We start from the raw sequence: 11,705 nt of genomic DNA on the forward strand, positions 1-11,705 counted from the left end.
CGTTACTCGTTACTCGGCGGCAACCGTCGTCTTGCGCGGACGACGCGCACGCGGCGCCGCCTTCCGGGCCGGCTTCTTCGGCTTGGCGGCGGCCGGTGCTTCGGCAGCCTCGTCGGCCGCCGCTTCGACCGGCGCCACGTCGTGCGACGGCTGCACGGCTTCGCTCCGGGCGCCGGAAGCGTGAGACGCCGGCTCGGCGGGCGCCGCCGCCGCGTGCCGCTCGTCATGTGCCGCGTCGCGATTCGGTTCGTCCGCATGCTGGCCGTGCGCCTGCGCATCGCCACTCTGCTTCGCGTCGCCGTGCGCGGCGGCGTCCGGCTTGCCGGCCGCGTGGCGACCGGCGCCCTTCGCGGCCGCGCCCTTCTTCGTGCCGGTCTTCTTTGCCGCGCTCTTGCGCGCCCGCTTGCGGCCATCCTTCGCGTCACCCTGCGCGTCGGCCACCTCGGCCACGTCGGACGTGTCGCGCGTTTCGGCCGGCGCCACGTCGGCGACCTCGGCAAGCGCCGCGTCTTCCGCGTCGACCTGCACGCTTTCGTGAACGACCGCTTCCGCCCGCTCCCCGCGCCGGCGCGCCCCACGGTCGGTCGGCGCCGGCTCCGCCGCGCGCGTGCCGCGCTGGGCGCCGTGGTACGCCGCGCCGCCCTCACCGCCTGCCGCGACCGGCTCGGCTGCAACCGACTGGCGAGCCCGCGACACGAACGCCCCCGATTTGTCGTCGCGCCCCACTTCGAGCAGGCCGCGCGCCTGCGCCTCGTCGAGCAGGTTGCCGAACGCACGGAATCCGTAGTACGACTCGTTGAAATCAGGCTTGCGGCGCTTGATCGCGCTCTTGAGCACCGACGCCCAGATCTTGCCGACGTCGTCGCGCTCCGACGCGAGCGCATCGAACGTCTCGACCGCCAGTGCGATCGCCTCGGCCTTGCGCGCGTCCATGTCGTGCTTGCGCGACGGCTCGTCCGGCCGCTTCGCGCCGCCGTTGCCCGCGCGCTGCTGCTGTTCGCGCTTCGCAAGCGCACGCTGCTGCTCGCGCACCAGATCGTCGTAGAAGATGAATTCGTCGCAGTTCGCGACCAGCAGATCCGACGTCGATTTCTTCACGCCGACGCCGATCACCTTCTTCGCGTTCTCGCGCAGCTTCGACACGAGCGGCGAAAAATCCGAATCGCCGCTGATGATCACGAACGTATCGACGTGCGACTTCGTGTAGCAGAGATCGAGCGCGTCCACGACGAGCCGGATGTCGGCCGAATTCTTGCCCGACTGGCGCACGTGCGGAATCTCGATCAGCTCGAAGCTGGCTTCGTGCATCGACGCCTTGAAGCCCTTGTAGCGATCCCAGTCGCAATAGGCCTTCTTCACGACGATGCTGCCTTTCAGCAGCAGCCGCTCCAGCACGGGCTTGATGTCGAATTTCTCGTACTTCGCGTCGCGCACGCCGAGCGCGACGTTCTCGAAGTCGCAGAATACGGCCATGCTCACGTTGTCCAGGGGTAATGCCATGTGTACTCCAACCGGTGGGCCGACGCGTTGTTCACACGTAGCGGCGAAAAATGCATCGCGCACATGATAGCCGGTCGGCGCGTCATTCCCGCATCCGTGTGAACGAATGAACGCCGCCACCCGGGCCGGTACGCCCGCGCCGGTATGCCCCTTATTACGCGCCCGCCGCCGGGCCGATTCGACATTACACTTGAGTTATCGGTCGTCCGTCCCTATCTGGGAGGATGACGCATCGAGCAAGGAGCGGTTTCATGACGACGAAGGTACTGCTGATTGGCGCGACCGGACGGACGGGCCGGGCCTGCGCGGATCTGCTGCTCGAGCAGCCGGAGTTCGAGCTCACGGCGCTCGTGCGCCGGCACGGCTATGCGCTGCCCGGCGCGCGGGTCGTCGAGGCCGATCTGACGAACGATTTCTCGCACGCGTTCCAGGGCATCACGCACGTGATCTACGCGGCAGGGTCGGCCGAATCGGAAGGCGCGACCGAAGAGGAACAGGTCGACCGCGACGCGGTCGCCCGCGCGGCCGAGTACGCGCTCGCCTACAACGCGCAGAAGCTCGTGGTGGTCAGCTCGCTGTCCGCATACCGGCCCGAGCAGGGGCCGGACGCGCTGCACCACTATTCGCAGATGAAGCGCGAAGGCGACGATCGCGTGATCGCGTCGGGCGTCGACTACGTGATCCTGCGCCCGGGCCCGCTTACGGACGACCCGGGCGTCGGCAAGATCGCGCTGACCGACACGTGGCTCGAGCCCGCGCCGCCCGTCTCGCGCCAGGACGTGGCATGGGCCGCGATCGAGGCGATCAAGCTCGGCATCTCGCGCAAGGTCGTCGGCTTCGTCGGCGGCAGCGTGCCGATCGAACAGGCGTTGCGCGCGTAACGGCCCGTTGCGCGCCGCCGGCAGGCGGCGCATGCCCGTGCCCGCGGCCCGCACGACGGGCCGTTTTCACGCGCGGGGCAGCCGCTTACTGCTTCGGATGCGCGTCGGCCCACGCCTTCACCGCGGCGAGCGTGTTCTCGACGTGCTTGTCGGGCGACAGGCTCGTGTATTCGTAGAGAATCTTCCCTTCCGGCGAAATCACGTAGGACACGCGGTTCGCGCGGTCGAGCGCCGGCAGCTTCGCGTCGTATTCGCGGATGATCTTCGCATCGGGGTCGGCCGCCACCGGGAACTTGCTCCGGCACTCGCTCACCGAGAACTTCGTCAGCGTGTCGATGTTGTCGGCCGACACGCCGATCACCGTCGCGCCGTAAGCCTTGTAACGGTCGACCGCGTCGGCGAACGCATGCGCCTCGATCGTGCAGCCCTTCGTGAACGCCGCCGGATAGAAATACAGCACGACCGGCCCCTGCTTCAGGGCGTCCGCGAGCGAGTACGTGTAAGTCTTGCCGCCCAGCGACGCCTGCGTCGTGAAATCGGGCGCCGCGGCGCCCGGCTTCAGTTCCGCCTGCGCCAGCAGTGCATGGCCGGCCACCAGCGCCGCCATGGCGCCCAGCAACAGTTTTCGCTTCATCTGCGTCCTCATTTCTTATAAAGTCAGCCCGATGTAGGCCACGAGAGCGTTCGCCTGCCGAACACCCGTGTCGATGATCCGGATCCGCGGCAGCGCCGCCCGCGGCCGGCTCGTTAAAGATTCCGCACAGTCTGCCGTTATTCCTTCCGGACAACCGGTTCCAGCCCTTCACGTCAGCGAGAAACATGGAAGCCAACAGGAAACAGACGTCACGCAAGGGCTCCTGGCGCAGCGCCTTGCATACGCTGCGCCGCTTCGCCCGGTCGGGCGGCGCGCTGATGCCCGCGCGCGCCGTCGCGCCGCGCCGCGACGATTCCGTGCGCAACTGGCTGGAACAGACGGTCGGCACGGTGGATTTCCTCGCCCATGTGGACCGCGAATTGCGCTTTCTGTATGTGTCCGACGCCAGCCTGCGCTTCATCGGCTACCACCGCGACTACCTGCATACGCTGACGCTGCGCGACCTGATCGCCGAACAGGATACCCCCGCGCTCGAAGGCCTGCTCGCCCGTGCCGCACGTTCCGGCCAGGTCGAGAAGGCGACGATGTGCATCGTCAAGTCGCTCACCTACCCGCTGGACGTCGAGGTCCGCGCGTTCAAGAGCCGCCACCACGGCGTCGATGGCTTCGCGATCGCGGCCTTCGACGTGTCGTCGTGGCGCGCGCTCGAGGCACGCCTCACGTACGAAATGCACCACGACCCGATGACGGGGCTCGACAACCTGTCCGCGCTCGTGCCGGCGCTGATGCGCGCGCAGCAGACCGCCGACGAGGACGGCACCTGCGCGGCGCTGCTGCTGCTCGACCTCGACGACTACCAGCGGATCAACCGCGCGCTCGGCTACGACGCGGGCGACATGCTGCTGCGCGAGACCGCGCAGCGGCTGAAGGCGCTCGTCACGCCGAACGAGCGGCTCGCGCGCGTCGCGAGCGACAAGTTCGCGGTCGTGCTGGGCGCACCGGACCGCACGCAGGCGAGCCAGACCGCCGATGCGCTCGCGCGCCGGCTGCAGGCCGCGGTGCGCGAGCCCTACGTGTATCAGGGGCAAACCGTGCACCTGTCCGCGAGCATCGGCATCGCGCTCTACCCCGACGAACGTGCCGCGCCGCATCGGGCCCAGCACCACAGCCCGCTGCTGCGCCGCGCCGACCACGCGCTCGCGCAGGCGAAGGCATCGGGCGGCAACGCGCTCGCGTTCCATGCACCCGTCGACGATCCGGCCGACGCCGAACGGCTCAAGCTCGAGGCCGACCTGTACGACGGCGTGCGCAACGGCGAGTTTTCGCTGCATTTCCAGCCGATCACGCGCAGCCAGTCGGGCGCGGTGGTCGGCGTCGAGGCGCTGATCCGCTGGCGCCATCCGGTGCACGGCCTCGTGCCGCCAGCCACCTTCATCCCGCTCGCCGAATCGATCGGGCTGATCAACTACCTCGGCAACTGGGTGCTCAAGGCCGCGTGCATGCAGCTCGTCGCGTGGGACGGCCAGGGGCTCGCGCTGCAATACGTGGCGGTCAACGTGTCGCCGCAGCAGTTCCGCGACCCGCGCTTCACGCAGAGCGTGCGCGAGGCGATCGCGCTGACCGGCATCGACCCGCGCCGTATCGTGCTCGAAATCACCGAAAGCCTGCTGATGCACGATCCCGCGCACGCGAAAATGCTGCTCGAGGAGCTGACCGGCCTCGGCATCCGCTTCGCGATCGACGATTTCGGCACCGGCTATTCGAGCCTCGCCTATCTGCAGCGCTTCCCGCTCGCGAAGCTGAAGATCGACCGCAGTTTCGTCGAGAACCTGCTGACGTCGCGCAACGACCGCGCGATCGTGTCGGCGGTGGTCGGCCTCGCGCAAACACTGGATCTCGAGCTCGTCGCCGAAGGCGTCGAGACCGAGGCGCAGCGCGAGCTGCTGACGGAGATGGGCTGCAATCACATCCAGGGCTGGCTCGTCTGCCAGGCGCTGCCGTCCGAGGAGCTCGCACGGCGCTTCGAGGCGCAGCAGCTGCACCTGCACGCCGCCGCCTGACGCGCGCGGCGAACCGAACAGATCCGTATGTCAATCACCGAACACCTGCCCCGCACCGCGCTGCTCGACAAGCTGTGGGCCCGGATGAACGAACGGGGCGATTTCCCGCTGCTGTCGGAATCGCTGCGCGCGACGATGGCCGCGATGAAGAACGACGACCTCGACTTCACCGCGCTCGTGCGCGTCGTGCTGTCGGACTTCGCGCTCACGCAGAAAGTGCTGCGCCTCGCGAACTCCGCGATGTACATGGCGTTCGGCGGCAACATCACCACCGTGACTCGCGCGCTGATGGTGCTCGGCATGGACGCCGTCGGCCATCTCGTCGTCGGACTCAAGCTCGTCGACCATTTCCATCAGAGCACGCCGCGTCGCATCGACGCGAAGCTGGAGCTGAACCGCGCGCTGCTGTCCGGCTGCGTCGCGCGCAAGCTCACCGAACGCGTCGAACTGCGCGCGGGCGAGGAGGCCGTCGTCTGCACGCTGATGCGCCAGGTCGGCAAGCTGCTGGTGGTCTGCTATCTCGACAGCGAATGGGACCGTATCCGCCGCCGCGCGTCCGAGCTGAACGGCGACGAATCGGCCGCCTGCGCCGAGGTGCTCGGCGTCGGCTTCGACGAGATCGGCCTCGAGGCGGCCGCGCGCTGGCGATTGCCCGACGTGATCCGCGCGGGGATGGCCAACGACGACGGCCACGCGACCTGTGCCGACGCGTTCGACGATGACGGCGTCGGCTGCTGCCCGGCGGTCGCCGCCGACGACGGCCCGGCCGATCGCGGCCCGGCCGATCGCATCCGCTGGCTGCGCGCGGTGAGCCGCTGCTCGACCGACGTCGCCGGTGCGCTCGCGCTGCCGGCCGGCCCGCAGCGCGACGCGCGCGTCGCGGCGCTCGCGCTGCACTGCAGCCCGACACTCGGCATGGAACCCGCGGCGCTCGTCGAGATCGCCGAGCGCCTCGCGCGCGAGGAAGCGAGCGACACCGTGATGCGCGAGATCGTCGAGCTGCGCGCGAACGCCGATGCGATCGCGCGCGCGCAGGCCGAGCCCGAGGCATGCCTCGAAGCCGGCCTCGCGGACCTGCGCGCGCTGCCGTCCGAGCACGTGCTGACGCCGGTGCTCGCGCTCGCGTCGGAAAGCCTGCTGGCCGGCCTCGCCTTCACGCGCACCGTGATGTTCGTGCGTCACGACGACGGCACGTTCGCCGCGCGTCTGGGTTTCGGCCCCGGCGTCGATACGGCGCTCGACCGGCTGCGCTTCGACGAGCGCTTCGAGCCGGACGTGTTTCATCTCGCGATCTCGAACTCGGTCGGGATCTTCATCGAGCAGGCGCAGGAGCCGAAGATGATGAAGCGCCTGCCCGCGTGGTATCTCGACGCGTTCGACGACACGCGCGCGTTCGTGCTGCTGCCCGTGCGCGTCGGCGCCACGAGCGTCGCGCTGCTGTACGGCGACTGGGCCGGCGTGCAGCCCGCGCGCAAGATCTCGCAGCAGGAGATGGCCGTGCTCAACGAACTCGCGCGCGAGCTCGGGCGGTTCTTTCCCGCGCCGCCCGGCTGACGCTCCGCCCCACCGCCGTTTGCGCTCCACCAAAGCAAACCGGCCGCATCGGCGGCCGGTTTTTTACCATCGTGCGATCGAACGAAACGCTTACTTGAGCGTGACGGGCACGCTGAAGTACTTCTTCGCGAGGTTGTCGATCGTGCCGTCGGCCTTCAGTTCCTTCAGCGCCTGATCGAGCGCGGTCTTCAGCGCCGCGTCGTTCTTGCGCAGGCCGAAGCCGACGCCCGAGCCGAGGATTTCGGTGTCGCTGACCGTGCCGCCCGCGAACGCGAAGCCCTGGCCTTGCGGCTTCGTCAGGAAGCCCTTCGAGCCGGCTTCCGAATCCTGGAAGGTCGCGTCGAGACGGCCCGACTTCAGATCGGCGTACGCCAGATCCTGCGTCTGGTACGGCACGACTTCGACGCCGGCCGGCGCCCACTTCTTCTTCGCGTACGCTTCCTGGATCGTGCCCTGCAGCACGCCGACGCGCTTGCCCTTCAGCGATTGCGGGGTCGGCAGCAGGCCGCTGCCCTGCTTCGCGATCAGCTGGTTCGGAATCGTGTAGATCGGGTCGGTGAACGCGATCGCGTGCTTGCGCTGGTCGGTGATCGTCATGTCCGAGTTGATCGCGTCGAACTTGCGCGCCTGCAGCGCCGGGATCAGGCCGTCGAAGTCGTTCTCGACCCACACGCACTTCGTCTTCAGCTTCGCGCACACCGCGTTGCCGATATCGATGTCGAAGCCGGTCAGCTTGCCGTCGGGCGTCTTGTATTCGAACGGTGCGTACGAGGCCTCGACGCCGAACCGGATCTCCTTCAGATCCGCGGCAAACGCGCTGCCTGCCGCCACGGCCGATGCCGCCACCACCGCATGCGCGGCCACTTTACGCCAATCCAACTTCATCAGGTGTTCTCCTCGATACTCGAATGTTCCGGAACGACGGGCGCATGCATCATCGCAGGGTCGGATGACCCCGGCAATGCCGACGCCGCGCCGTGATGCGACGCAACAGTCGCAAGGCCGCGATTGTACCAATCCGTGCGGCCCGATATGACAAAGCGGCCGCCGATACGCGATGCTGCGCTGCGTGCCCGGCGGCCGCCACGCGACCTGTCGAACTTGCAAGACGGTGTCGCAAATACGCAAGCGCGGCGCCCACGCCGTGGGCACGACGTGCGGGCGTCATCGCAAAAATGAATGGATCGCGAACCATGCGCGGGCCGCGAGGCGCAGCAGCCCGCCCGATCGCGCATCGATCAGACGAGTGCGGCCAGCGTATCGCGCGTCGTATCGACGACCAGCAGGCCCGCGCGCAACCCCGGCTTCACGGTCGGGTTCGGGAACACGATGCGCTCCTCGTCGTGCTGCACCGTGTAGCGATAGTCGCCGTCCTGCGCGAGCACGGTGCCGCGCGGGAACGCGGTGAAGTTCGCGACGTCGGCCGCGACGAACAGCTCGAGCGCGTCGCTCTGCTTCGTGATCTGATCGATCACCGTGAAGACGCGCGGCAGCGACGGATGGCCGCCCGCGGCATCGACGTCCGTCGCCCCCGCCGACACGAGCTTGCGCACCGCGCGGTCGGCCGGCGCGAAGCGCGTCAGGTCGTTCTGGCCGAACGGCCGCACCTTGCCGAGTTCCAGCGTGCACGCGAGCGCGCCGCAATGCTCGGCCGTGAAATGCGAATACGTGTTGCCTTTCGCCGTATGCAGCAGCACGGCCGCGATGCGGGCGTCGCCGAGCCATTCGACCATCGCGCGCGTGGGCGGCGTGCCCGTGTACGGCAGCAGCGCGAATTGCTCGAACACCGATGCGCGAATCGCCGTGTGCATGTCGATGTGCCAGCGTGCGCCGGCCGCCGGCGCCGCCGCGAAGAATGCGGAAGCCGCCGCTTCGAGTTGCGCGGCGCGCGGCGCTTCGCGGCTCGCGGGCGCCTGCGCGTGACGACCGCCGAACAGCCGGTTCAGGTCGTCGTCGAAATAGCGTTGGCCCGCGCGCATCGCCGGCACGTTGCCGAGCACGACGAGCAGCCGGCACGCGAGCGGCAGCGCGCCCGACGCCAGATCGCGCACCAGCAGCGACAGCAGCTCGATCGGCGCGGTCTCGTCGCCGTGCACGCCGGCCGACACGAGCACGCTCGCGCGCGCCGCGGCGCCGGCCGCGGCCGGTTCGAACGCGAGCAGCCCGTCGCCGAGCCATTGCCAGCGCACCGCGCCGCCCGCGCAGACGCCGCCCTGGTCGGCCGGCGCCTCGCCGGCCAGCGTGAACGCGAGAAAATCGTCGAGCAGCGCGACGGCCGGCATCCGTGCCTCAGCGCTGGAAGTCATACAGCGACCCGACGCGCAGGATCTGCGTGAGCTCGTCGAGCGCCGTACGCGACTCGGCGAGCAGCGCCGGATCCGCGAGGTCTTCCGGTGCGAGGCGATCGCGATAGTGCTTGTCGATCCACGCGTCGAGCGACGCGAACAGCGTATCGTTGATCCACACGTTCGACGTGACGGCCGCGCGCTCCGCTTCGGTCAGCACGACGCGCAGGCGCAGGCACGCGGGGCCGCCGCCGTTCTTCATGCTTTCGCGCAGGTCGAACACGAGCACGTCGCGAATCGGGCCGTTGCCGGCCGCGAGCTGGTCGAGATAGGCGGCGACCCTCGCGTTCTCGCGGCATTCCTGCGGCACGACGAGTACCTGCGACCCATCCGCGCGCGACAGCAGCTGGCTGTTGAACAGGTACGACGTCACCGCGTCGTTCACGCTCACGGCCGCGTCCGGCACCTCGATCACGTTCAGGCGCGCACCGCGCGCGTCGAGCGCGGCGGTCAACGTGTCGTAGATCGCCTGCTTGTTGACGAACGCGCGCTCGTGCGTGAACAGCGTATCGCGGTTGCCGACCGAGATCACGTCGTTGTGGAACACGCCCGCATCGATCACGTCCGGATCCTGCTGCGCGTAGACCGTCGCTTCCTCGGCGAGCCCGTGACGATGCGCGACCGCGCGGCTCGCCTCGAAGGTCTGGCGTGCCGGGAAGCGCTTCGGCTCCGGGCCGCGGCGGTATTCGGCGCGGCCGTACACGAAGAACTCGATGCCGGGCTTGCCGTATTCGGCGCAAAAGCGCGTGTGGTTCGCCGCGCCTTCGTCGCCGAGCGCCGGCGTGCCCGTCAGCGCTTCATGCACCGCGAAGTGCGCGGGGTCCGCGAACAGCGTCGACAGCGTGCGGCGCGTCGCTTCGTGTTCGATCGCTCGATGCAGCTTGCTGCACAGGTTCGCCGGCGTGAAGTGCACGCGGCCGTCGCTCGTATCCGCCGACGGGCTGACGGTGGCCGCGTTCGCGGTCCACATCGCCGACGCCGAGCTCGCCGCGGCGAGCAGCTCGGGCGCCTGTTTCGCGGCCTTCGCGATCACGTCGGCGTCCTTGCCCGAGAAGCCGAGCTCGCGCAGCAGGCGCAGCGACGGCCGCTCCTGCGGCGGCAGCACGCCTTGCGCGAAGCCGAGATCCGCGAGCTGCTTCATCTTGCGCAGCCCTTGCTTCGCGGCGGCCTTCGGGTTCGCGGCCGACTTCTCGTTGTTCAGCGACGCCACGTTGCCGAACGACAGCCCGGCATAGTTGTGGGTCGGGCCGACGAGCCCGTCGAAATTGGCTTCTTGTGCGTTCATCGTCGTTCCCTCGATCAGAAATGCAGGCCCGGCGACAGGCTCGCGGGCAAAGTCAGTTGCGTGCTTTCCACCGACGCCATCGGATACGCGCAGTAATCGGCCGCGTAGTACGCGCTCGGGCGATGGTTGCCCGAGCGGCCCGTGCCGCCGAACGGCGCGGCGGACGACGCGCCGTTGGTCGGCCGGTTCCAGTTGACGATCCCGGCGCGGATCGTGCGGCGGAAGTGCTCCCACACCTTCGCGTCGTCGGCCAGCAGGCCCGCGGACAGGCCGAACGCCGTGTCGTTCGCGCGCTCGATCGCGTCGTCGAACGTCGCATAGCGGACGATCTGCGCGAGCGGGCCGAAATGTTCTTCGTCGGGCAGGTTCGCGACGCCCGTTACGTCGACGATCGCGGCGTTCACGAAGCCGAGGCGCGGATCGCGCTGCGTCATCGCGACGATCGGCTTCGCGCCCTGCTCGACCAGGCGCGCCTGCGCGTCGACCAGCTTCGCGGCCGCGCGTGCCGAGATCACCGCGCCCATGAACGGCTGCGGATCGGCGTCGAACACGTCGGCGGTGATCTTCGACGTGACGTCGGCGAAGCGCGCGAGGAAGCGATCGCCGAACGCGTCCTGCGGCACGAAGATGCGGCGCGCGCACGTGCAGCGCTGGCCGGCCGACAGGAACGCCGACTGGATCGTATGGTGCACGGCCGCGTCGATGTCCTCGACTTCGCCGATCACGAGCGGGTTGTTGCCGCCCATCTCGAGCGCGAGCACGATTTCCGGACGGCCGCCGAACTGCTTGTGCAGCAGCGTGCCGGTATCCGAGCTGCCGGTGAAGAACAGCCCGTCGATCTGCCGATGGTTCGCGAGCGCGATGCCGGTATCCTTCTCGCCCTGCACGAGGTTCAGCACGCCGGCCGGCAGCCCGGCTTCCTTCCATACCTCGACCGTTGCGCGCGCAACGCCTGGTGCGAGTTCGGACGGCTTGAACACGACCGTGTTGCCGGCGATCAGCGCCGGCACGATATGACCGTTCGGCAAGTGGCCGGGGAAGTTGTACGGGCCGAACACCGCGACGACGCCGTGCGGCCGGTGACGCAGCACCGCGACGCCGTCGGCCATGTCCTGGCGCTTCTCGCCGGTGCGTTCCTGGTAGGCCTGGATCGAGATGCCGACCTTCGCCGCCATCGACGCGACTTCGGTGCGCGCCTCCCACAGCGGCTTGCCCGTCTCGCGGCCGATCGCGGTCGCGAGCGCTTCCTTGCGTTCGGTGAGCAACGCGGCGAAGCGCTGGACGATCTCGCAGCGCGCTTCGAAGTCGAGCGCCGACCAGCCGGCGAACGCACGGCGCGCGCTCGCGACCGCACGGTCGACGTCCGCCGCCGACGCACTTTCGCCCTGCCACGCGACAGCGTCGGTACCCGGGTTGCGCGAAGCGAAGACGGGGCCCGAGCCTGCGGTCCAGGCGCCGTCGATGAAGAGTTCCGTCATGATTCGT

At 69.0% G+C, this 11,705-nt stretch carries 9 protein-coding genes; 3 read left to right on the forward strand and 6 right to left on the reverse strand.

All coding sequences use genetic code 11. The features are described 5' to 3' along the window. Positions 1-9 precede the first annotated feature (9 nt). Positions 10-1,500, reverse strand: a complete 1,491-nt coding sequence (locus WS95_RS12915) for an NYN domain-containing protein (RefSeq protein ID WP_059824159.1) — start codon at positions 1,498-1,500, stop codon at positions 10-12. 251 nt (positions 1,501-1,751) lie between these two features. Between WS95_RS12915 and WS95_RS12920 the strand changes: the two genes are divergently transcribed. Then, entirely contained in the window at positions 1,752-2,381 is a 630-nt protein-coding gene (locus WS95_RS12920; RefSeq protein WP_034206834.1) for an SDR family oxidoreductase, read from the forward strand. Between the two features lie 85 nt (positions 2,382-2,466). On the opposite strand, the gene WS95_RS12925 is transcribed toward WS95_RS12920, so the two are convergent. Next, on the reverse strand, positions 2,467-3,015 hold the full coding sequence (locus WS95_RS12925; RefSeq protein WP_027783990.1) for a peroxiredoxin: 549 nt from the start codon (positions 3,013-3,015) through the stop codon (positions 2,467-2,469). A 278-nt stretch (positions 3,016-3,293) separates the two neighbouring features. On the opposite strand from WS95_RS12925, the gene cdpA reads away from it, so the two are divergent. After that, positions 3,294-5,036, forward strand: a complete 1,743-nt coding sequence (gene cdpA, locus WS95_RS12930; RefSeq protein ID WP_218920992.1) for a putative bifunctional diguanylate cyclase/phosphodiesterase — start codon at positions 3,294-3,296, stop codon at positions 5,034-5,036. A gap of 27 nt (positions 5,037-5,063) precedes the next feature. After that, positions 5,064-6,590, forward strand: a complete 1,527-nt coding sequence (locus WS95_RS12935) for an HDOD domain-containing protein (RefSeq protein WP_059782528.1) — start codon at positions 5,064-5,066, stop codon at positions 6,588-6,590. Positions 6,591-6,680: 90 nt separating this feature from the next. On the opposite strand, the gene WS95_RS12940 is transcribed toward WS95_RS12935, so the two are convergent. From WS95_RS12940 to astD, 4 genes are all read right to left on the reverse strand, one after another. After that, a complete protein-coding gene (locus WS95_RS12940) occupies positions 6,681-7,475 on the reverse strand; it encodes an ABC transporter substrate-binding protein (RefSeq protein ID WP_006490898.1) in 795 nt (264 codons plus the stop codon). Between the two features lie 353 nt (positions 7,476-7,828). After that, entirely contained in the window at positions 7,829-8,872 is a 1,044-nt protein-coding gene (gene astE, locus WS95_RS12945) for a succinylglutamate desuccinylase (protein ID WP_059824162.1), read from the reverse strand. 7 nt (positions 8,873-8,879) lie between these two features. Then, positions 8,880-10,220: an N-succinylarginine dihydrolase gene (gene astB, locus WS95_RS12950; RefSeq protein WP_034206829.1), complete on the reverse strand. Its 1,341-nt coding sequence runs from the start codon at positions 10,218-10,220 to the stop codon at positions 8,880-8,882. Between the two features lie 14 nt (positions 10,221-10,234). Continuing rightward, positions 10,235-11,698 carry a succinylglutamate-semialdehyde dehydrogenase gene (astD, locus tag WS95_RS12955; protein WP_059824164.1) on the reverse strand — a complete coding sequence of 488 codons (1,464 nt, stop codon included), beginning with the start codon at positions 11,696-11,698 and terminating at the stop codon, positions 10,235-10,237. Positions 11,699-11,705: the final 7 nt, after the last annotated feature.

This window comes from Burkholderia sp. MSMB1826, from assembly GCF_001526325.1.
Taxonomy (GTDB): Bacteria; Pseudomonadota; Gammaproteobacteria; order Burkholderiales; family Burkholderiaceae; genus Burkholderia.

Coding starts and splice junctions, on each gene's coding strand:
- WS95_RS12935 (WP_059782528.1), top strand. CDS start 5,064: ATGTCAATCACCGAACACCTGCCCCGCACCGCGCTGCTCGACAAGCTG.
- WS95_RS12940 (WP_006490898.1), bottom strand. CDS start 7,475: ATGAAGTTGGATTGGCGTAAAGTGGCCGCGCATGCGGTGGTGGCGGCA.
- astD (WP_059824164.1), bottom strand. CDS start 11,698: ATGACGGAACTCTTCATCGACGGCGCCTGGACCGCAGGCTCGGGCCCC.
- astB (WP_034206829.1), bottom strand. CDS start 10,220: ATGAACGCACAAGAAGCCAATTTCGACGGGCTCGTCGGCCCGACCCAC.
- WS95_RS12925 (WP_027783990.1), bottom strand. CDS start 3,015: ATGAAGCGAAAACTGTTGCTGGGCGCCATGGCGGCGCTGGTGGCCGGC.
- astE (WP_059824162.1), bottom strand. CDS start 8,872: ATGCCGGCCGTCGCGCTGCTCGACGATTTTCTCGCGTTCACGCTGGCC.
- WS95_RS12920 (WP_034206834.1), top strand. CDS start 1,752: ATGACGACGAAGGTACTGCTGATTGGCGCGACCGGACGGACGGGCCGG.
- WS95_RS12915 (WP_059824159.1), bottom strand. CDS start 1,500: ATGGCATTACCCCTGGACAACGTGAGCATGGCCGTATTCTGCGACTTC.
- cdpA (WP_218920992.1), top strand. CDS start 3,294: ATGCCCGCGCGCGCCGTCGCGCCGCGCCGCGACGATTCCGTGCGCAAC.